We start from the raw sequence: 20,041 nt of genomic DNA, 5'->3' as shown, positions 1-20,041 counted from the left end.
AGATGATCGTCATGAAAATGAGAATGAAAATCAATCGAATCTAAAAAAGGCAGACCGGGACAATGCCCGATCAGCCTTTTCTGACGCTGCACATTTCTTGTACTCCATTGCTCTATTTAATACCTTTCCGATTATCCTTTTACTCCGCCTGCCGTCATCCCTTCAATAAAGTAACGCTGGAAGAACAGGAACACGACGAGAATCGGTAAAATAGCCAAAACGGACCCCGCGATCAGCACATCATAATTGTTGCCATATGGCGTCAGCAGACTGGACAGTCCAATTGGCAGTGTCAGCATGTCGTTGGTACGCAATACAATCATCGGCCAGAGGAAGTTATTCCAACTGTTCATCGCCTGCAAAATAGCCATTGCTGCAAATGCAGGCGCCATCAGAGGCATCATAATCCGTACGAAAATGCCATATTCTGAACAGCCGTCAACCCGCGCAGCATCCATGAAGTCCTTGGGAACACCACTCAAATATTGACGGAAGAAAAAGATCGGGATCGGCGCGACGACGAATGGTAGAATTACACCCCATACCGTATTGATCAGCTTCATGCCGATCATTAGCTTGTAGAGCGGCAGCATGATAATTTCTACCGGGATCATCATCACGACCAGCACCAGTGTGAAAATCACATTTTTCAATCTAAAACGGTACATCTCCAGACCATAGCCCACCATCGCGGACAATATCAGACATAACACCGTAAACAAGACGGTAATGACGATACTGTTCCAGTACCATTGAAAATAATCCGTTGTCCCCTGAAAGATGAACGCATAGTTTTTCAGGGACATGATGTCCCATTCCAGCTTAAGATTCAATCCGTAGCGCAACAGCTCCGTCGATGGCTTGAACGAGGCAAGCGTCACAGCAAATAGCGGAAACAGGGCAAATCCGGCAAATAGAATGAACAGGACAACGAGCACTGCGGATAACGGGCCTTTTTGTTTCTGAGCCATCGCTTAATCCTCCTTCCGGAACATGCCGAAAAATTTGAGCTGGATCAGGTTCAGCACTAGTGTAAATACGAGCAATACAATGCCCACCGCAGCTCCGAAGCCCATACTGTTCTGCTCTAGACCTTGGCGATAGAGATAGCCAACAATGGTTAAACCAATATCGTTCGGGGAGTTATTTCCGTTCCACAACATGTAGCTCTCCGTGAACATGGACAACCCCGCATAAATGCTAATCGTAAATACGTAGATCGTTACTGGTTTCAGCATAGGAATCGTAATCCGCCAAAATGAATCGAAACGACTGGCTCCATCAATCTGCGCAGCCTCATACAACTCAGGAGGAATGTTCTGGAGTCCCGACATGTAGTACAACATATTTACGCCCAACCATCTCCACAAGGCCAGCACAATCAACGCTAAAAAGCCGGTGTTTGCATTCATTAGCCATTTGTAAGGTTCCAGACCGAATACCCCCAACAGGGAGTTCATCAGCGAACCATCCAATTCACCGAACATGAGTCGGAAGATCGTTCCTGCTACAACCACCGAGGTTAGTGCAGGTATAAACATCACGGAGCGAAACAACCCTCTGCCCGGCATTTTAGGCGAATTCAGCAATACTGCCAATACCAGCGGCAGAGGAATCAGCACGACTAGTGTAAGCAGCGTATACAGGACGCTATTCAATATCGCCTTTCCAAACGTAGGATTGATTAAGTCCATATAATTTTCCAGTCCAACGTAAGTTGTTATCCCTGGCAGGACTTCCTGAAAGCTCATAATGACCGTCGAGATGACTGGATAGGCAAAAAATAGCGCAAAGGACAGTAAAAATGGAAGGACAAACACATACGGTGCCGTACGGCTGGAATGAATAAAGCGACTCCATCGGCTTCTGGTCGGACGCTGAGGTTGTGGCGGCTGACCTGTCGGTACATTAGCGTTCGTATGAACGGGCGTTGCCATGAATCTCACTCCCTTTCCTGTTGGGGTCTATCTCAGTTCATCTGCCAGCTCATGTAGCACCGTGGCTGGATCTTCGCCATTCTGTAGTGTCCGATAAAGTATTTTATTGCGCACAGCACTGGCAATATCAGGTGTTTTCGGTCCGATATGCACCGCATTGATTTCATCTTTGACTTCGATGAGCGTGTCAAAAATATTCGTTCCGAAATACTCCGTAAATTTATTCTTGGCTTTGGCTTCCGGCATGGTCCACACTTCACTGCGGATGGGATCAAAACCAAGCTGCTTCCAGATCTCCACATTCCCTTGCTTGGATAGCTTGGCAAAGGCTAGAAAGCGCATCGCCAGATCCTGGTGCTCTGATTGGTTCGTGACTACTGTTCCGGTTCCGCCCATACCCGCTGAGCGAAAACCGCCTTTTTCCCACGCTGGCATGGGTCTGATGATAATTTTGCCTTTTAGGTCAGGCATGTAATCCGTAAAACGTCCCATATACCACATCGGCATCCATACCGAAGCGGCCCCACCTTTGTTCATAAATCCGTAGTATTCCTCCATGTGATGCCCGCCGCCCGGTGCGGGAACAGCGATTTTGTCTTTTATCATCTGTTGAAGAAACTCGAGTGTTTTAATATTGGTTTCGTTATCCAACGTTAACTCGCCCTTGTCATCCAGAAAATCTGAATTTTGCTGGGAGATCATCGGCCAATAGCTCCACAGGTCATTCGTTTCTAAGGTCGCCATCGGCTTGCCTGTTTTCGCCAGTACTTGCTTGCCTGCAGCAGCATAGTCTGCCCAGGTGACGATGGAATCCGGGTTTACCCCCGCCTGATCCATAATCTCTTTATTGTAATACATCACTTCGGCCCCAACGTGGAAGTCTATGCCGTAATACTTACCGTCTTTGCCGTAAATCTGTACTCTGGAAGGCACAATGTTTTTGATCTCGGGGTCAATCACCGGATTGAGCGGAACCAGCTGCGGTATTCCTTTGAGAAAATTACCGATCTTGTTCACCTCGATATCCGCGATATCCGGCGCTCCCACCCCCGATTGCAACGCAATCGACAGCTTGCTGTGATGGTTATCATAGGGGAATGTATTCGCTTTCAAATTAATCAGTTCATCAGGGTGCTGTTGGTTCCATTGGTCAGCCATTTGCAGAAAAAACTTCTCATGCAGTTCATTGAACGTCCATAATACAAGTTCTGTTCCCGGCCCATCCTTTTCATCGGTCTTGAAAGAACAGCCTTGCAGCAGTCCAGCCATCAAAACCACCGCCATAAGCATCAAAGCCATGCTTTTTCTTTGCAGTAGCATATCCTTCCCCCTTCGCATGATGAAATCCTAATTCGTAAATGATTGCGCTTTCTTTTATTATTTAACATCAATACAAATTAGTTTACAACAACATTATTTATAAAATATTTATTTTCAATGCAGATTAGCGTCCCCCTTGCATTATAGGGGGAAAATGAATTGTATGAGGTTATGATGATTTTTGCATAAAAAAACGACCCAATTCCAATTGAAACTCGGAATTGGGTCGCGCTTTTTAAATTATTCTTGCGAATGTGCTGCTTCGTCCTTCACTTCTTCTCGAAATGATCTAATACTTTCTTTACGACGATTATTTTTTTCTTCGATCTGCTTACGCTCCTCGTTGCTGATTTCAGAGGAAAATTCGTTTAGATATCCTTCAGCTTCATGCAGGTTCTGCTGTGTGTTCTGAATACTTTGTTGCAAATGTTCAACATTGTCGGCTCGATTATCTGGTTTTGCCATTCGCTTGTCGCCTCCTAATAATGGGTCGCTCAGTAGAGCGCTAATCCGTAGCTTGATCGCTATCGAATCATTTTATGCATTAAAATGCTCCCCAAACCACTTTCCTGCGGCTTCGGCTTCAGTCCGAGTCAATTGATGACCATTGCGTTCCCAATACGCATTCACCTGCGCACCAGCACCTTCCAGTAAAGCTTGCAGCTCACGGGATTCCGTGACCGGAACGATCGGGTCATTTTCACCGGAAGACAGAAATACAGGGATACCGTTTAAATCAGGCAAATTCAGCCCACGCAGCGGCACCATCGCATGATGCAGAATAGCTCCACGCAGCGCTTTTGCATCGTGAAAGAGCATACTGGCCGCTATGTTTGCTCCATTGGAATAGCCAAGAGCCACCACGTTATTACGGTCAAAATCGTATTGCTCTGCAGCTGTATCCACAAATTCGCTCAGTTCTTTGGTGCGAAATACGAGATCCTCAATGTCGAACACTCCTTCTGCCAAACGGCGAAAGAAACGCGGCATCCCATTTTCCAGCACATTTCCTCTCACGCCTAACACAGAAGCTCCCGGTGCTACCATCTCAGCCAAAGGTATCAGGTCTTGTTCGTTCCCGCCTGTACCATGCAACAGCAAAATAACCGGGGCTTGCGGATGAGTTCCTTTACGAAATACGTGTTTCATTTATATTTCCTCCTCAGTTTTCTTTAAATTAAGATTCTTATTTTTAGTATAAATTAATTATAGCCAACTTCGCTACCTTTTACAAACCTAATGAGTATGATTTAAATCTTTTTTTTCTAAAATGATGTATTGTTCCGTTGACATGTATTATAGCTCTATTTTAATATGATATTAGATATTTAGAATATTATCTAAATATCTAAAGGAGGAAATGTATTTTGAACGATGCCTTCAAAGCTTTGGCTGATCCGACCCGGCGTACAATCTTACAGCTTTTAAAGGAGAAAAGTATGAGCGCAGGCGAAGTGGCTGAACATTTTCAAATTAGTAAGCCCAGCATCTCCCACCATCTCAATATCCTGAAGCAGGCTGGGCTGGTACTGGATGAACGACAGGGGCAAAACATTATCTACACCCTGCATACAACGGTTGTGGCGGATGTCATCGGCTGGATGTTCAGTATCGCCCACTCTGATATCCCTGCCAAGAAAAATGTGAATCATATTAAGGATAGGGAGGAATCTAAATGAAATTGCGAACACCTTGGAGCTTGACGGATGTTTTGACGACTTTGATTGCCTTATCACCTGCTATAGGCGCTTTACTGCTGTATAACCGGCTTCCCGATGTGCTGGCCTCTCATTTTAGCTTTGACAATACAGCAGACGGGTATATGAGCAAAGGTGGTTCTATTATCATGCTCGTGCTGTTGGGTCTAGTACCGCTGGTCATTCGATTAGCCCGCTATATGGACCCCAACAGAGCAAATTATGAGAAATTTTCAAAAGCCTATGAAGTTACGCGTATAGGTACTTCTCTGATCCTCGCTATAGCTGGTTGGGGAATGCTGCTGTATAACCTGAACATACGACTGCAAATGAATACTATAATTTTGGGTATAATAGGCCTGCTGCTGATGGTGATGGGTAATTTTCTGACTCAGGTACAGCCGAACTATACCTTCGGTATCCGCACGCCGTGGACTCTGTCTAACCCCGAGGTGTGGCGTAAAACGCACCGTTTCGGCGGACCTATGATGATGCTCGGTGGTGCTTCGGGCTTGGTAGCGGCATGGGTGGATGGAGTGGCTGGGGCGGTCATTTTTCTCACCGGGCTGGTTATATCCGTTATCTCTCCTGTACTCTATTCTTTCTTGTTGTATCGTAAGCTAAACCAGTAAGCAGACAAAGCCAAACTTGAACCTAAAAAAGGAACCTCCCAATCCACGATAAACGTAGAATAGGAGGTTCTTTGTACATTTAATCTTTAATATTAGAACAGCAGCTTATCGGGATGCGTGCCTACACGCTCATCAAGATGAAGACCATTGATTCGTTCAATATCCTCAGCCGTCAATTCAAAGTCGAATAAATCAGCATTTTCGCGAATACGATGCGGGGTTACAGATTTGGGAATCGTCACAATCCCCCGATCCAGATGCCAACGCAAAATAACCTGCGAAGAGGTTTTACCGTATTTGGCAGCAATCTCAACGATGTCCGCTTGCTCGGTTAATTTCCCTTTCATCAGTGGACTCCACGATTCAAGCTGAATCTGGTGCTCCCGGCAGTATTGATGCAGTTCTTGTTGAGTCAGACGAGGGTGAAGCTCCACTTGGTTGATGACAGGAACCATGTTGCTGTCTTTGAGGAGGTCTTCGAGATGGTGAACTTGGAAGTTACTAACTCCGATAGCGCGTACGCTTCCTTCTTCATACAGTCGTTCGAATGCCTTCCAGGTTTCCTTGTACTTATCCTTGCCAGGCCAATGAATGAGATACAGATCAATGATATCCAGACCCAGCCGCTTACGGCTTTCCTCAAAGGCACGCAGTGTTGAATCGTAGCCCTGATCCTGATTCCATAGCTTGGTGGTTACAAACAGATTTTCTCTAGACGTCCCACTATCACGAATGGCTTGTCCAACCAGTTCCTCGTTACCGTAGATCGCCGCTGTATCAATGTGACGGTAACCGACCTCAATAGCTGTTTTGACCGCTTCGTAGACCTCATTGCCTTCCGCCTTGTAAGTACCAAAACCGAGCCAAGGCATCTGAACTCCGTTATTCAGTACAGTTGTATCCGCAATGTTCCCCATGTCTATTCCTCCTGTTCCTGATTATGAATGATCCAACGGGATGATTACAGTTTAGTTGCGTCCTGAAAAGCATTCACTTGAAGTGGAGCAGCCAACAATTCTTTAGCCGCGGCAACAAATGCCTGGAAATGGGCAGAATTATTATGGAAATCTACAGCAGCAGCATCTTTCCATTCTTCAACCATCGTAAATGCGTTGGGATCATTCAGATCCTGCATTAACGTGTAGCGTACATTGCCTTCTTCAGCTTGGGATGCGCTGATCAGCCCTTGGGTTTGTTGCAGAAAAGCCTCTCTTTTTTCAGGTAAAACTTTCATATCGGCATGAATAACAATCATATTATGTTCCTCCTCGTATTATGTAACTATTTCTATTATAGACCATTCTTTCGAAAGAATAAAAGTGCGAGCGTTTCTGTAATACAGTAAAATAGATCGTATGGGGGAGAAGATCAGCAGATCCGTTCCTCCTATATTTTGTTTAACGGCGGTGAAGGCATGTGCGTTTTCAGACAAAACTAATGGTATTTATATCCCTTTTAGTACTGGTAGTTACCGGGCTGTTGGGATTATCCTTTCGATATATGATCACCTCCGCTCTATATGATGAAATCGGAGAAAGGGCGCTCACCGTCGCCAATACCCTCGCCGTAGATGCACAGGTCAGAGACGCTCTGGAGCAGACTGAGACGACGCAATTGCGTTCGCGTATCAACGAGGTTATAAAACCTGTCCAAGCCAGCAGCGGCGCTGATTTTATTACTATTGCTGATCGTCATCTCATCCGGCAGTGGCATGTAAACCCGGAGCGCATCGGCACGCCTATGATAGACCCCATGAATGATAAGGTACTGCAAGGGCAGTCCTTTATCACTGAATCGACGGGCTCTCTCGGAGCGTCAATACGCGCCAAAACAGCCGTTTATGATACGCAAGGTAAGGCCATCGGGCTCGTCTCTGTAGGTTTTTTAATGACAGATGTGCAGCAAAATATTCGTACATACACATATGCATGGCTCTGGTTTATGGTGGGCGCGCTGATGATCGGCATATTGGGAAGCCTGGTTATAGCGCAACGGGTACGCCGCGCACTGCATGGACTGGAGCCAGTGGAGATCGGACGGTTGTACCAGGAAAAGCAAGCTATTATTGAGTCCATCGGCGAAGGAATTATCGCGGTGAATAGTAACGGACAAATCACACTTGCCAATCCACAGGCAGCTCGCTTGATCGGACTCCCTCCGGAAACCTCTATCTACGGATGCGAACTTCGTCACTTGACTGGTGTTCCGGATCTACTGATTGATATGCTTGTTGCCGATTACACAGTAGAGCATTCAACGATGGGGCCAGATCAGGGACAGTACATATGGAATAAGGAAATTGAGGTCCAGCAGCGAATTGTAGTCGTCAGCCGTGTGCCGATCCAGGATCGTTCCGGTCGCATCATGGGCACGGTTGCCAGTCTGCGTGACAAGACTGAACTGCTCCACATGACACAACAGTTGACAGAGGTCAAAGATTACGCGGAAGTACTGCGATCACAAACACACGAATACGCCAATCGGCTGTATCTCATATCCGGCCTGATTCAGTTGGAGTGTTATGACGAAGCGGTGGACTTTATCACCCAGGAATCAGAGGAATATCGTGTACACAGGCCGATTGGCACAGCTCTCCTCACCGATTCAATCATCGCCAGCCTACTGATCGGTAAGAAGAAACAGGCGCTGGAAAAAGGGGTTTTACTCCATTCTGAAATTAAAGGAGCATTCTCAACCCAGTCCCCTACGTTGGAGTGGTCCTTTCTCGCTTCCATAGCCGGAAACCTGCTGGACAATGCCATGGAAGCTGTTGCGATGTCCTCCATCTCTGACGGGCAGGTCTGGTTCCGGCTTGAAGAAACGACTGAAGCCATCATCGTCGAAGTTGCGGATAACGGATCGGGAATTTCGGACGATATCCAAGAAAAGTTGTTTGTCAGAGGAGCTTCGACCAAAGCAGAAGCAGGACATGGATATGGCCTTGCTCTCGTGCTGGAGTACACTGAACGAATGGGCGGCTCTATAGAAGTGCACAAACGTCCTGGTGGAGGAAGTATTTTTGAGGTATACATTCCTTTAATTAGGACAGATACGAGTAATGATGCAAAAGGAGATTACACGCATGAATGAGCGGGTTGTATCGGACATTGAGGTTCTTATTATTGAAGATGATCCGCGAATTGCGGAGATTAACCGCCGATTTATTGAAAAGGTGGACGGGTTCACCGTATGTGCAATCGCGACGAACGAATTTGAGGCAAAACTTCAACTGGACGTGCTCCGTCCTCCTCTAGTCGTGCTGGATGTTTATTTTCCTGATACGGATGGTCTAACCCTGCTATCGTTCATCAAGCAACACTATCCGGGTACAGATGTTATTATGCTGACTGCCGCCAAAGAAGCTGAAACAGTGGTACAAGCCGTTCGAGCAGGCGTGTTTGATTTTATCGTAAAGCCGCTTATATTCGAGAGATTGCGTGCGACCTTGGAGGAATATGCCCGGTTTCGGCGACAAATCACAACATGGCAAGAGGAACAATCCACAGTCGAGCAATCTGAAATTGACAGTTTGCTTCAAAGCGCGGGCACCGGTCGGATGGCGGGGAACGGAGTCGGAGAACTATGGGCCAAAGGCATCGATAAAGTAACTTGCGACAAAGTGCTGGATCTCCTGAATCGACGAGGTGAGGTGACTACAGGTACAGTGGGAATCGAGCTGGGTATGAGCCGTTCTACAGCCAGAAGGTATCTGGAGTATTTAGTGGAAAGTGGCGACGCGCACCACGATCAGGTGTACGGAACCGTCGGCAGACCGGAGCGTATCTATCGCCGACAGCGGAGGGATGCATAAACCGTCCAACTCTGATGTCCTGGTACTTCCCCTCCTCCTATTCATAATTTTATTGAATTTAATTCACTTAATCGGTCAAAACGGTTTAAATAACCACATTATTTACGTTCTCCTTCCCGATTGCTAGAATGATCAACAGTTAGTTGATTGATAATGATTATCAGTTTCTCTGATAATCATACTGGAACGGGGGATAACATATGGCAACACCGAAACAACCACTGCGCACAGGTATGCTGCTTGCAGCGATCCTGGCACTACTGATGGTCATTATGGCGGGATGTGGAAGCCAGTCACAAGATAACAGCGCAGTAACACCTCAAGCAACAGGCGACACTCGAATGATTAAACATGAGATGGGAGAAACCAAAGTTACAGGTACACCCAAAAGAATCGTAACCCTGGAATTCTCTTTTGTCGATGCCACAACCCAACTGGGCGTAACTCCTGTCGGTATAGCTCAGGAAAATGACGATGATATTGATGGGCTGCTCGGCAAGAAAATCGACTTCACACCAGTAGGCACACGCAAACAGCCAAACCTGGAAACGATCAGCTCCTTGAAGCCGGATTTGATTATTGCTGATCTGAATCGTCATAAAAGCATATACAAAGAACTTAGTGAGATTGCTCCGACCATTGTTCTAAAGAGCCGCAATTCCTCCTATGAACAAAACTTGGCATCCTTCGGTGTCATCGCCGATGCGTTGGGTGAGAAGGAAAAAGGCGAGCAAATTCTCGCTACGCATAAAGCTACAATGGAAAAGTTGAAAGAAGGCATCAAAGCTGGGGAGCCACGCAGCGTATTGCTAGGGGTATTCCGTTCTGATTCACTATCGGCTCACGGCGCTTCATCCTTTGATGGACAACTACTGGAGCAAGCGGGTATCCACAATGCCCTTCAAAATACAAGCGAGCCTACCGTCAAGCTGACGCTGGAACAAATTTCACAATCGGATCCTGATGTGATCTTTTTGGTAGAAGCCGATGAGAAGCTGATTGCGGAATGGAAGAAAAACCCGCTTTGGCAAAACATTACGGCCGTCAAAAAAGGGGAAGTTTACGAAGTAAACCGGGCACTGTGGACCCGGTACCGTGGACTCGGCTCAGCCGAAAAAATACTGGAGCAAGCCATTTCGCTTCTGTATCCCGCGCAAAGTAAAGGAGACGGCTCCCGTTGATCGGACAAGCCTCACGCGACCGGCTGAATAAGCCGGTCTTCTTTGCACTTATCGCTGCGTTGCTGGCTGGATTGCTGCTTAGCGTGGCGATTGGCCCAGTCAGGATGGACATCCCCACCATGCTGACTGCGCTGTTCACTGAGCATCCGTCTAAGGATCAGCTCATTGTCTTGACGGTACGCCTACCGCGTGCCGTTATTGGCCTAATCGTCGGGGCCGGGCTTGCCGTGGCTGGAGCCCTGATGCAGGCCATCACACGCAACCCGCTGGCTTCGCCGCAGGTATTCGGGGTCAGCTCAGGCGCTTCGCTGGCTGTCGTGCTGTCCGTCGTGCTGCTGCCGAATATCGGATCGTCCGGCAGCATTTATTTTGCTTTTGCCGGGGCCATCGCAGGCGGCTCCTTCGTATACGCGCTGGCCGGAACGGCGGGCATGACGCCGGTCAAGCTGGCCCTTGCCGGGATGGCCGTGCATCTGTTGCTGGCCTCCATCACCCAAGGACTGCTCGTGTTCAACGAGCAAATATCTGATGTGCTGTATTGGCTCGCCGGAGCCATCGACGGGTCCACTTGGGCCGACACGCGTCTGGTGCTACCATGGTTCGCCGTGGGTATGATTCTTGCGCTGGCGCTGGCCCCCTCGCTATCTGTGCTGAGCCTCGGGACGGAGGTCGCACAGGGATTGGGACAAAACGTACGTCTTGTCCGTCTACTGGCCTCGGCCTCAGTGATTATGCTGGCAGGCTCTGCCATAGCGGTAGCCGGGTCCATCGGCTTTGTGGGCCTGATGGTACCGAATATCATCAAGATGTTTACAGGCGACAATTACAAACGGGTCATTCCCCTGTCTGCAATCTGCGGAGCTCTGCTGCTGACATATGCAGACGTGCTTGGACGATTTATTGCATTTCCTTATGAATCACCCGTTGGCATTGTAACCGCGCTGGTGGGTGCGCCCTTCTTTTTATATCTGGCGCATAAGAACGGGAGGGCTTCACGATGAAAAAAATGTGGATTTTACTCACGCTCATGCTAGGTGTTGCTTTTATAGCTATAGGCGTGGGCAGCACCTACATTACGCCCTCTGAGCTGATCAAGGCTCTAACGGACCGGAGTGCCACTTCCTGGTTCATCGTTCATCATTATCGGCTGCCACGTGGCCTGCTGGCTATCATGGCCGGAGCTGGGCTGGCAGTAGCCGGTGTTCTGCTGCAAGGCATGATCCGCAACCCGCTAGCCTCGCCAGATGTGGTAGGTGTATCCAAGGGGGCCGGCTTTGCGGCGGTTCTCGTCATCGTGCTACTGCCCTCATCCCCAGTGGCACTGCTGCCTGTAGCCGCCTTTGTCGGGGCTGGGCTAGCTGCACTGTTGCTCGTACAGCTTTCGATGAAGGGAGGCATGCGTCCCAATATGCTAGCCTTGACCGGACTGGCGGTGGGCGCTATTTTTCAGGCTGCGACCGATTATATACTGGTCAAGTATCCACTCGAAGCCAGCGACACGCTCACTTGGCTAGCTGGAAGTCTGTGGGGCAAAGGCTGGGACGAAGTGTATGGGCTACTGCCGTGGTTAATCGTGTTGCTGCCTCTCGCCTATACACTACAGCGCAAGCTGGACATTATGAGCCTAGATGAGGAAAGCTCTGCTGGGCTGGGACTTAGCGTGAAGCATGTGCGTACAGGACTGCTAGCCGTGTCAGTCGCCTTGTCTGCCTCCTGTGTCGCTGCCATCGGCTCCATCGGATTTATTGGACTGCTGGCACCACATCTGGCACGGCGGTTATTTGGCAATCGCCACCGCTATCTATTGCCCGGTTCGGCGATGATCGGCGCCCTGATTCTCGTCCTCGCTGACGCGCTGGGACGAGGCCTGAAGCCGCCGCTCGAAATTCCCGCTGGCATCGTGACAGCCGTCATTGGCGCGCCCTATTTTTTGTATCTATTGCTGCGGGAACGCAAACAAAAAGACAGCGGATAGGATGAGGATAAGAAGTTGCGCAGCGCAGCTAAACGCAGTACTATACCCTAGCGTTTAGCAGCGCTACCTGTACACCGATACGCCGATTAACTTCTTTTCTAAACGATTCATCATGCAGTAGCCTCTTTTTAAAATCATTTATCATTTCGGGAAAGCTGGCATTTGTGCTTGGGTCCAAATCGTTAAAAAAGACAGCTAGCTCTGTCGTATGCCCTTCCTTATCTGTCGCATACATGGCCAGTGTCAAAACATAAGCCGTGGAGCCACCTTTTTGCCCAGTATGTTTCAGGAATTGCTGGTTTTCAGGAATAACCATAAATGGTTCCTCCAAGACCTCGGACAATAACTTTTGCTCAGCTTTTGTGAACCCTTGACGACGATTCAGCTTACTCATTAAAGAGGCATAATCGGCTGTCGTTGAAGCTATAAAGCGATCCGTATTGATACGATCATAATCCTGATCATACCAAGTCGTAATATCTGCGTTTCTCTTGTAAGAACCACTCACATCACGGCGCAGCTTGTTATGAATCACGCGGGCATATCGGCGAAATTCCGTATCAGACATCGCCTGAATGGCTTCTTTGGCAGAAATATTATTCTTTGTATTATTCCAATTCTCACCTTGTCTCTCCCTCATCCATTCGTAGGGAATCAAAATGGAGGATACAAACGGATAAATGGGATCATGATTTTTCAGCCCCATTTTGGCTCTCGTCCGATTGATCGCACCCACCCCCAGTTTGTCCATTAAATACTCCGCATTGGCGTTGGAACTGAATTGAATCATCCCCTTGGCGACGTCTCGTACAGATACAGTTTCATTCTGTATCCGCCCTTTAGCCTCCATATTCTGTAGCCACGCCGTATGAGCACCCCCATCCAAACCCGGCAAATAAAACCTTTCCAGCGAGATCAGCTTCACTCTCCCTTCCGGGTTAATCTTACCCACCATCGCTTGCTTGGCATATTCGATCGCAATGATTGTTTTGACGGTGCTCGCCAAAGGCATCATCCGGTTTTCCTCTTGGCCTGCCAGCTTTTTTCCATCTCTTAGAATCGTAATCGAAACTTTTTCTGCATTCGCCTCCACAAAATGAAGTAAACGGCGGGCAGCATCCTGTTCCTTCGTTTCTTCCTTAACGTCAGCTGCAATCGCAGTTGTGGGCCGGACGGTATTCGGGGGATTAGCCACTTGATTCTGCATGAAAGATAGTAAGCCTGCCGCTACACCCATAACGATGAGCACTGTAGCCAAACTAGTTGCTACCACAATAAGGCGCTTTCGTTTCACTATTACCTCCCCCCGTATGCACTTCACACACAGGTTTATTTTCCCATTTTTATATTTCAATTTCTATTTTAAACGAAAATAGAGTACAAAAAGTTTCATTACGTGTCATATTTTCAAATAACATAAAAAAGAGAGCCTCCTGTATATAACACAGGCTGACTCTCTTTCACTACCCTTCGACACTTATGCTGGATAGGGTACTTCGGTTCCATTCAATATGAGGTGCATCCGAATTTCTGCTTTTAAGGAATCGGATACCGCACAATATTTTTCCTTACCCATCTGAATCGCTTTCCATACGCGGTAATCCGGAATATCTCCATCTACGTGGAATGTCAGATCAATCGCTGTAAAGCCTGTCGGCATTTCTTCCTTGCGCGTACCTTCTGCGTCAATATCGATGCGAGTAATGTCCGACAAGAAACGATCCAAAATCATCGTAATATCAATGCCCATACATCCCGCCAGACCCGCCAACAGCAGTTCCATGGGTGTCATCCCTTTACCATCACCGCCATAAGCCGCCGTAGCATCCATCCCAACGGAATAACCGGATGGACCCTCCGAAGTAAACGCGCGTTTGCCGTGCCAAGTTGTAGATACTTTCATGTTCAAAGGCCTTCTTTCCATCTTAATAATCTATGATTCATCCTCGATCTTACTTTAAAATTCACTGATTTGGCGTAAAAATTTCTGTGTTCTCTCATGCTGGGGAGTGTCAAAAAACGCCTGTGGCGCTGCCTCCTCCAAAATGATACCATCTGCCATAAATACGACCTTGTCCGCCACCTCGCGAGCAAATTTCATCTCATGAGTAACGACGACCATCGTCATTCCGTCTTGAGCCAGCTCTCGCATAACACCCAGCACTTCCCCTACCAGCTCGGGATCAAGCGCCGATGTCGGCTCGTCGAACAGCATAATCGCCGGGTCCATCGCCAGCGCACGCGCAATGGCTACTCGTTGCTGTTGTCCACCGGACAGACGTGAAGGATGTACATCCTGCTTTTCCGATAACCCCACCCGCTCCAACAACCGTTGTCCGATGGAAATAGCCTTGTCGCGCGGCATTTTTTTTACTGTCAGCAGTCCTTCAATGACATTGCCGATTGCGGTTTTGTGCGGATACAGATTGAACTGCTGGAACACCATCCCTGTCTGTTTGCGAATCTCACGAATGGCTGCTTGGCGGACACGAACGGGAGCCGTAGCATCGACCTCAATCCCATTCACCTCAAACTTGCCGGAAGACAGCTCTTCTAGACCGTTCAGGCAGCGCAGCAAGGTACTTTTACCTGAACCGCTCGGGCCGAGTAATACGACGATTTCACGAGCGGCAACCTGAAAATCAATGCTTTTCAAAACCTCTACCTGTCCGAATCGTTTACCTAATCCGTTAGTTGTTATCATCATCTATCATCTCCACCTTAATAAGCTCGAGCCAGACGCTTTTCCACCCGCTCCAGTATAGCGGAGAATCCAATGCTCATAATCCAGTACATCAGGCCAATTTCGAGAAGAAACGGCATGTAACGCAAATACTGCGCCTGTAAAAGCTGTGCCTGCCGCATCAATTCACTGACCCCGATAACCGACACCAGCGACGTTTCTTTAAGCATACCTACAAATGTATTCCCCATCGGTGCAATTGCGATCCGTACCGCCTGAGGAAGAATAATACGCCACATTGTTTGACCGGGCGACATTCCCGTTGCATAAGCTGCCTCGGTCTGTCCCTGGGGTACGGCTAAAATAGCTCCACGGAACGTCTCCGATAAGTACGCCCCTGTATTAATGCTAAGTGCCAGACAAGCAGCTGTCAGCGATCCGAATGATATTCCATAATCATCCAGACCATAATAAATGACCGCAATCTGCACCAAAACCGGCGTCCCTCGAATGATCGATACATACATGCGCGCCAGCCATCGAACAGGTCGATTCCCCTTCAACCGGGCCACAGCAACAATCAAACCAATGATTAGGCCAAAAAACATAGAGACAATCGTAATATATAGCGTATAATAAGCACCCTTTAATAAAAAAGGGACGTTCTCCCACATTAATTCAAGCATTGGTTATATTCCCTTCTTTCAGACGAGTGGCTCCATGTCAGCATGAAAGCCAAGACTGGAGCCAGACGCCTCTAACAGGCTTACGTTATTCTTTTGGCTCCTCGCCAAACCATTTTTTGAAAATTGTTTTGTAAGTGCCGTCTTCCTTCATTTCCTTCAAAGCCTTGTTCAAGGCTTCTTTGAGCTCAGGAGTTTTCTGGTTAATGGCTACACCCGCTTGATCCGATTTAATCGGCTCGCCTACGGCTTTAATTTGGAACCCGTTTTTATCGATAATGGGCTTGAGAGCATACAGATTGTTGATTGTTGCGTCAATACGACCAGAGTTTAGATCCTTTAAGGAAGTAATGACATCATCATACGTTTTAATCTCAAAATCGCCTATCTTCGGCAGTACTTCATTCCGCAGATAAGATTCATCATTCGTTCCCAAGCCGACACCAATGGTTTTGCCTTTAAAGTCCTCCAGCTTGGTAATATCATTTGTTTTGCTGTTTACGATAATGTTTACATTGTTTGTGATATAAGGCTCTGTGAAGTCAATAGCCTTCTTACGATCCTCTGTAATCGTCACCTGACTAATCACTGCATCGAATTTTTTCTTTTGCAAACTTGGAACCAGTCCCGAGAATTCTTGTGCCGTGAACTCTGGTTTCACTCCAATCCGCTTCGCCAATTCTTTGGCGATATCCACATCAAATCCGTCCAATTCCTTGTTATCGTTCAAGAAATTGTACGGCGGATAGGTGCCCATCATGCCTACCTTAATTACACCAGCCTTCTTGATTGCTTCGAGCTGGTTACTCGCTGCCACATTACTGCTACCCGCTCCATTGCTAGTATTAGAAGCTTCTGGCTTAGTACCGCAAGCGCTCAGCACAAGGCTGAACAATGCCACAGCTATGAGTGTAGTTACCAAGAACCCTTTTTTACGTATTTTCATGTATCCTTCTCTCCTGTCTGGATGTAAATGATTGAGTTCATATATGTGATTTGGCTATATTATTTGTTGCCAACTACCCATTCATGCGATGTTGACCCTCTAGCTTTGACCTAATAGTCCATAAAACTCAAAATTAGCCGCCTCTGCTGCCAATCTTTTAGCAGTTATCTGCGTGATGTGGTCATATGTTCCCTCTGAACCGAATAGCCAGCGTGTAATGACACCTTCGATCATACTCATGAGTAGTGCCGCCCTTAATTCGACATCCAATTCAGCAGGCAACATGTTCAGCTCGATCGCTCTTTCCATATTGCGCCGGAATGCCAGCTCCATCGCGGCCCTTGTCTCTCGGATACTCTGGCGCACCGGTTCATCGACACCACTGCCGATCAGCAGCAAACCCATCAGATAGCGGTTCTCCAATGCAAAATCAAATAACCGAACAAACAGCGCCTCCGATGCCTTAACCATATCAGCCAGCGTTCCCGCATCACGGCGATATCCCTGTCCAATCGCTGACAGTAGTTGTTCACGACCGGTAGCGATAATCTCCAGCGCCAGTGCCTCTTTACTTCTAAAATGCCAATAAAACGTGCCTTGGGCTACTCCCGCCTCTACCACGATATCTGAAATCTTTGTTTGATGGTAACCCTGCTCGGCGAACCGCTTCAATGCAATGTGAAGAAGCTGTGTTCTGCGGTCTGTTTCTTCCCCCGCGTGCTCGGAAGGTTGGTCATTTGGGACGGTCTCGGACTGCTTCGCCTTTCGTGGCTGCATGGGTTCCCTCCTCCCGATTGATCAGTCAGTCAGTTTTGTATTTTTAATCCTATAGGATAAGTATACTTTTGTCAAAGAAAAAAGTGTCAGAAGAAAATAAGTATTAGACTGGCGCCAACAAAAAAGACAGCGGCAGTCTTAGACTACTGCTGTTTTATTAAACTAACGTTCTCCTTTAGCGTAATCAGCCAAATGCTACGAAGCGTGAATGTGGTGTTATGCCAAGGCACCTTTCGAGCGTATTTCCAAAATTCATATATCCTCTCCTTAGAAGGTTACTATCACTTTTCCTTCGGAGTGGCCAGTAGAAACTTTATTTAAAGCCATGTTAATGTCATCAAAATTATAAACTGAATCTATAGCGGGCTTAATATCTTCATCCTCAACTAGTTTCGTCAGTTTTTGTAATTGCCTGCCATTAGCGGACACGAATAAGAAGCGATATTCTTTATTCTGTTTAACTGCTAATCGATCTAAACGAGCACCTACTAAACCAAACAATAGCTTTTTCCATATTGGAAAGTTATTTTCAGCAGCAAAGCGGTAATTGGGTAAAGCCTTCAATGATACCAATTTCCCTTGGGGTTTGAGAATAGCAAGTTCCGTTTTAATTTCTTTTGCCCCCAATGTATCGATAACATAATCGATATTAGATAGCAAATCAAAATAATACATATAACCCCATCGATTTGGCAATCGGGATAGCCATCGTACCAAAGCCGCCGGTTCCTCCAGAAATAAATAGTTTTTTATCGGGTTGAACATGAAGTACATCATGCAAGGCTTGATATGCAGTCAAAGCCGTGAGGGGTACCGCGGCGGCCTCAATAAAAGAAAGATTTTTAGGCATAACGGAAATCGCATCCTCATGGACTGCCGCATACTCAGCAAAAGCTCCGATTTTATTTATTGGCAGCCTCGTATAAACGGGATCTCCAACCTTGAATTTCACAACATCTTTTCCAACAGCCTCAATAACGCCGGATAGTTCGTTTCCTAAAGTTAAAGGGAAGTCATAATCGGCAATCATGCGAATACTACCATTTAAAATAAGAATGTCTAAGGGATTTACACCTGCAGCTTTTACTTTGATAAGAACCTCATGGTTATTGATTTCCGGTATTTTTATATTGTTTATTTCTAATTGGATTTGTTTTGAATATTTTTGCATTTGCGCAGCTTTCAATTCTTCATCTTCTCCTTTTCTCATTTATCTTAATTCCACATTCGTTTATTGGAAAAATTGATGGCGTACTTTAACTTGTACGCCATCATAAAGCAATATCCATGTTATTCTTTACTGATGTTGAGATTGAAGTTCTTTCATCGTAGGATAATCTGTGTAACCCTCGCTTCCGTTACCAGAGTACAATGTTTTACGATCTGCTTCATTCAAAGGAAAGCCTTCTTTAAGGCGTTCAACTAAGTCCGGATTAGCTAATGACCATACCCCGACTGGCGCCATATCAGCAAGGCCATTATCAATATCTACACTAAGATCTTCTAGAGCCCGTCCAGCTCTATTGACTAATAATGGATTTGGCCAGATGTTGCGAATTTCACGGAGCAGTGTTTCGTTCCCTAAATGCATAACATGGAGGTAAGCTAAATTATATTGAGCTAATTCTTTTACAAGGTGAAGATAAACTTCAAGACTGTGTTCGCCCTCATCAATTCCGTTAAGAGGTGTTCCCGGCGAAATACGGAAGCCTGTTCGTTCTGCTCCAATTTCTTCAACGATTGCTTTCGTTACTTCAATTGCAAAGCGAGCACGGTTCTCTATCGATCCACCGTATTTATCCGATCGTATATTAGAATTCTCCCCAATAAATTGATTAATCAGATAACCATTTGCTCCATGAATTTCAACGCCGTCGGCTCCTGCTTTAATAGCTGCCGCTGCTGCTTTCCGGAAGTCTGCAATTGTCGTCTGGATATTTTCTTCACTTAACTCTCTTGGAACGGGTATTTCCTGCATCCCTTTAGCCGTAAACATTTCTACACCGGGTGCGATCGCAGATGGTGCAACGGGTTGACGATGATGTGGTGTATTGTCGGGGTGCGACACACGACCGACATGCATTAATTGGATAAATATAAATCCACCTTCTTCATGTACCGCATCCGTAACCTTTTTCCAACCTTCAATATGCTTTTCCGTATAGATGCCCGGTGACCTTAAGTAACCTTGACCATCATCAGAAGGTTGTGTGCCTTCAGTAATAATTAAACCCATCGATGCTCTTTGAGCATAATAATGGGAAGTTAGCTCTCCCGGCGTACCATCCTCTTGCGCTCTACTACGTGTCATTGGTGCCATCGCTAACCGATGAGGTAATTCCAGGTTGCCAATTTTCGTTTTGCTCCACAGTTTTTCCATTTTAAAACCCCCTCTTTGA

Annotated in this window: 21 protein-coding genes and 1 pseudogene; 7 read left to right on the top strand and 15 right to left on the bottom strand. The window is 46.8% G+C overall.

Annotation, left to right across the window (positions count from 1 at the left end; translation table 11 throughout):
- Positions 1 to 131: 131 nt before the first annotated feature.
- From WA407_RS18705 to WA407_RS18685, 5 genes are all read right to left on the bottom strand, one after another.
- Positions 132 to 971: a carbohydrate ABC transporter permease gene (locus tag WA407_RS18705; RefSeq protein WP_336078053.1), complete on the bottom strand. Its 840-nt coding sequence runs from the start codon at positions 969 to 971 to the stop codon at positions 132 to 134.
- 3 nt (positions 972 to 974) lie between these two features.
- Entirely contained in the window at positions 975 to 1,937 is a 963-nt protein-coding gene (locus WA407_RS18700) for a carbohydrate ABC transporter permease (protein WP_336078052.1), read from the bottom strand.
- Positions 1,938 to 1,964: 27 nt separating this feature from the next.
- Complete coding sequence (locus tag WA407_RS18695; protein WP_336078050.1) at positions 1,965 to 3,257, bottom strand: ABC transporter substrate-binding protein; 1,293 nt, start codon at positions 3,255 to 3,257, stop codon at positions 1,965 to 1,967.
- Positions 3,258 to 3,497: 240 nt separating this feature from the next.
- Complete coding sequence (gene tlp / locus WA407_RS18690; protein WP_013308822.1) at positions 3,498 to 3,722, bottom strand: small acid-soluble spore protein Tlp; 225 nt, start codon at positions 3,720 to 3,722, stop codon at positions 3,498 to 3,500.
- Positions 3,723 to 3,794: 72 nt separating this feature from the next.
- Positions 3,795 to 4,406: an alpha/beta hydrolase gene (locus WA407_RS18685; RefSeq protein WP_336078047.1), complete on the bottom strand. Its 612-nt coding sequence runs from the start codon at positions 4,404 to 4,406 to the stop codon at positions 3,795 to 3,797.
- Between the two features lie 218 nt (positions 4,407 to 4,624).
- On the opposite strand from WA407_RS18685, the gene WA407_RS18680 reads away from it, so the two are divergent.
- Positions 4,625 to 4,936 carry an autorepressor SdpR family transcription factor gene (locus WA407_RS18680; protein WP_254329585.1) on the top strand — a complete coding sequence of 104 codons (312 nt, stop codon included), beginning with the start codon at positions 4,625 to 4,627 and terminating at the stop codon, positions 4,934 to 4,936.
- On the top strand, positions 4,933 to 5,586 hold the full coding sequence (locus WA407_RS18675; protein ID WP_235307289.1) for an SdpI family protein: 654 nt from the start codon (positions 4,933 to 4,935) through the stop codon (positions 5,584 to 5,586). Before WA407_RS18680 ends, WA407_RS18675 begins: the two co-directional genes overlap by 4 nt.
- 92 nt (positions 5,587 to 5,678) lie before the next feature.
- On the opposite strand, the gene WA407_RS18670 is transcribed toward WA407_RS18675, so the two are convergent.
- Both WA407_RS18670 and WA407_RS18665 read right to left on the bottom strand, forming a co-directional pair.
- Positions 5,679 to 6,503: an aldo/keto reductase gene (locus WA407_RS18670; protein ID WP_235307288.1), complete on the bottom strand. Its 825-nt coding sequence runs from the start codon at positions 6,501 to 6,503 to the stop codon at positions 5,679 to 5,681.
- Positions 6,504 to 6,547: 44 nt separating this feature from the next.
- The gene (locus tag WA407_RS18665; protein WP_336078044.1) at positions 6,548 to 6,841 is read right to left on the bottom strand and encodes a putative quinol monooxygenase; all 294 of its coding nucleotides are present in this window, start codon (positions 6,839 to 6,841) and stop codon (positions 6,548 to 6,550) included.
- 182 nt (positions 6,842 to 7,023) lie between these two features.
- On the opposite strand from WA407_RS18665, the gene WA407_RS18660 reads away from it, so the two are divergent.
- From WA407_RS18660 to WA407_RS18640, 5 genes are all read left to right on the top strand, one after another.
- A complete protein-coding gene (locus tag WA407_RS18660) occupies positions 7,024 to 8,676 on the top strand; it encodes a sensor histidine kinase (RefSeq protein WP_336078043.1) in 1,653 nt (550 codons plus the stop codon).
- The gene (locus tag WA407_RS18655) at positions 8,669 to 9,397 is read left to right on the top strand and encodes a response regulator (RefSeq protein ID WP_250259378.1); all 729 of its coding nucleotides are present in this window, start codon (positions 8,669 to 8,671) and stop codon (positions 9,395 to 9,397) included. The genes WA407_RS18660 and WA407_RS18655 overlap by 8 nt, the downstream gene beginning before the upstream one ends.
- 200 nt (positions 9,398 to 9,597) lie before the next feature.
- Positions 9,598 to 10,578: an ABC transporter substrate-binding protein gene (locus WA407_RS18650; RefSeq protein WP_061830879.1), complete on the top strand. Its 981-nt coding sequence runs from the start codon at positions 9,598 to 9,600 to the stop codon at positions 10,576 to 10,578.
- Positions 10,575 to 11,579 (top strand): FecCD family ABC transporter permease, encoded by a 1,005-nt coding sequence (locus WA407_RS18645; RefSeq protein WP_069012865.1) that lies wholly within the window; start codon positions 10,575 to 10,577, stop codon positions 11,577 to 11,579. Before WA407_RS18650 ends, WA407_RS18645 begins: the two co-directional genes overlap by 4 nt.
- On the top strand, positions 11,576 to 12,553 hold the full coding sequence (locus tag WA407_RS18640) for a FecCD family ABC transporter permease (protein WP_336078038.1): 978 nt from the start codon (positions 11,576 to 11,578) through the stop codon (positions 12,551 to 12,553). The genes WA407_RS18645 and WA407_RS18640 overlap by 4 nt, the downstream gene beginning before the upstream one ends.
- A gap of 40 nt (positions 12,554 to 12,593) precedes the next feature.
- On the opposite strand, the gene WA407_RS18635 is transcribed toward WA407_RS18640, so the two are convergent.
- The 8 genes and pseudogenes from WA407_RS18635 to WA407_RS18600 form a co-directional block, all read right to left on the bottom strand.
- Complete coding sequence (locus WA407_RS18635) at positions 12,594 to 13,847, bottom strand: serine hydrolase (RefSeq protein ID WP_336078036.1); 1,254 nt, start codon at positions 13,845 to 13,847, stop codon at positions 12,594 to 12,596.
- A 183-nt stretch (positions 13,848 to 14,030) separates the two neighbouring features.
- Complete coding sequence (locus WA407_RS18630; protein ID WP_023987060.1) at positions 14,031 to 14,456, bottom strand: OsmC family protein; 426 nt, start codon at positions 14,454 to 14,456, stop codon at positions 14,031 to 14,033.
- A 54-nt stretch (positions 14,457 to 14,510) separates the two neighbouring features.
- On the bottom strand, positions 14,511 to 15,260 hold the full coding sequence (locus WA407_RS18625) for an amino acid ABC transporter ATP-binding protein (RefSeq protein ID WP_081112529.1): 750 nt from the start codon (positions 15,258 to 15,260) through the stop codon (positions 14,511 to 14,513).
- A gap of 14 nt (positions 15,261 to 15,274) precedes the next feature.
- A complete protein-coding gene (locus tag WA407_RS18620) occupies positions 15,275 to 15,922 on the bottom strand; it encodes an amino acid ABC transporter permease (protein ID WP_235307280.1) in 648 nt (215 codons plus the stop codon).
- An 85-nt stretch (positions 15,923 to 16,007) separates the two neighbouring features.
- Entirely contained in the window at positions 16,008 to 16,865 is an 858-nt protein-coding gene (locus WA407_RS18615; protein WP_336078033.1) for a substrate-binding periplasmic protein, read from the bottom strand.
- 99 nt (positions 16,866 to 16,964) lie between these two features.
- Positions 16,965 to 17,642 carry a TetR/AcrR family transcriptional regulator gene (locus WA407_RS18610; RefSeq protein ID WP_235307279.1) on the bottom strand — a complete coding sequence of 226 codons (678 nt, stop codon included), beginning with the start codon at positions 17,640 to 17,642 and terminating at the stop codon, positions 16,965 to 16,967.
- Between the two features lie 267 nt (positions 17,643 to 17,909).
- A pseudogene (locus WA407_RS18605) lies at positions 17,910 to 18,852 on the bottom strand (NADP-dependent oxidoreductase).
- Between the two features lie 87 nt (positions 18,853 to 18,939).
- Positions 18,940 to 20,022, bottom strand: a complete 1,083-nt coding sequence (locus WA407_RS18600) for an alkene reductase (RefSeq protein ID WP_235307278.1) — start codon at positions 20,020 to 20,022, stop codon at positions 18,940 to 18,942.
- Positions 20,023 to 20,041 lie beyond the last annotated feature (19 nt).

Source organism: Paenibacillus sp. 203, assembly GCF_037027525.1.
GTDB lineage: Bacteria > Bacillota > Bacilli > Paenibacillales > Paenibacillaceae > Paenibacillus > Paenibacillus polymyxa_B.
The sequence above is the reverse complement of the archived record's forward strand: the minus strand, read 5'-3'. Positions and strand labels throughout refer to the sequence as shown.

Coding starts and splice junctions, on each gene's coding strand:
- WA407_RS18620 (WP_235307280.1), bottom strand. CDS start 15,922: ATGCTTGAATTAATGTGGGAGAACGTCCCTTTTTTATTAAAGGGTGCT.
- tlp (WP_013308822.1), bottom strand. CDS start 3,722: ATGGCAAAACCAGATAATCGAGCCGACAATGTTGAACATTTGCAACAA.
- WA407_RS18615 (WP_336078033.1), bottom strand. CDS start 16,865: ATGAAAATACGTAAAAAAGGGTTCTTGGTAACTACACTCATAGCTGTG.
- WA407_RS18655 (WP_250259378.1), top strand. CDS start 8,669: ATGAATGAGCGGGTTGTATCGGACATTGAGGTTCTTATTATTGAAGAT.
- WA407_RS18695 (WP_336078050.1), bottom strand. CDS start 3,257: ATGCTACTGCAAAGAAAAAGCATGGCTTTGATGCTTATGGCGGTGGTT.
- WA407_RS18625 (WP_081112529.1), bottom strand. CDS start 15,260: ATGATGATAACAACTAACGGATTAGGTAAACGATTCGGACAGGTAGAG.
- WA407_RS18665 (WP_336078044.1), bottom strand. CDS start 6,841: ATGATTGTTATTCATGCCGATATGAAAGTTTTACCTGAAAAAAGAGAG.
- WA407_RS18630 (WP_023987060.1), bottom strand. CDS start 14,456: ATGAAAGTATCTACAACTTGGCACGGCAAACGCGCGTTTACTTCGGAG.
- WA407_RS18675 (WP_235307289.1), top strand. CDS start 4,933: ATGAAATTGCGAACACCTTGGAGCTTGACGGATGTTTTGACGACTTTG.
- WA407_RS18640 (WP_336078038.1), top strand. CDS start 11,576: ATGAAAAAAATGTGGATTTTACTCACGCTCATGCTAGGTGTTGCTTTT.
- WA407_RS18700 (WP_336078052.1), bottom strand. CDS start 1,937: ATGGCAACGCCCGTTCATACGAACGCTAATGTACCGACAGGTCAGCCG.
- WA407_RS18600 (WP_235307278.1), bottom strand. CDS start 20,022: ATGGAAAAACTGTGGAGCAAAACGAAAATTGGCAACCTGGAATTACCT.
- WA407_RS18610 (WP_235307279.1), bottom strand. CDS start 17,642: ATGCAGCCACGAAAGGCGAAGCAGTCCGAGACCGTCCCAAATGACCAA.
- WA407_RS18660 (WP_336078043.1), top strand. CDS start 7,024: ATGGTATTTATATCCCTTTTAGTACTGGTAGTTACCGGGCTGTTGGGA.
- WA407_RS18670 (WP_235307288.1), bottom strand. CDS start 6,503: ATGGGGAACATTGCGGATACAACTGTACTGAATAACGGAGTTCAGATG.
- WA407_RS18685 (WP_336078047.1), bottom strand. CDS start 4,406: ATGAAACACGTATTTCGTAAAGGAACTCATCCGCAAGCCCCGGTTATT.
- WA407_RS18705 (WP_336078053.1), bottom strand. CDS start 971: ATGGCTCAGAAACAAAAAGGCCCGTTATCCGCAGTGCTCGTTGTCCTG.
- WA407_RS18650 (WP_061830879.1), top strand. CDS start 9,598: ATGGCAACACCGAAACAACCACTGCGCACAGGTATGCTGCTTGCAGCG.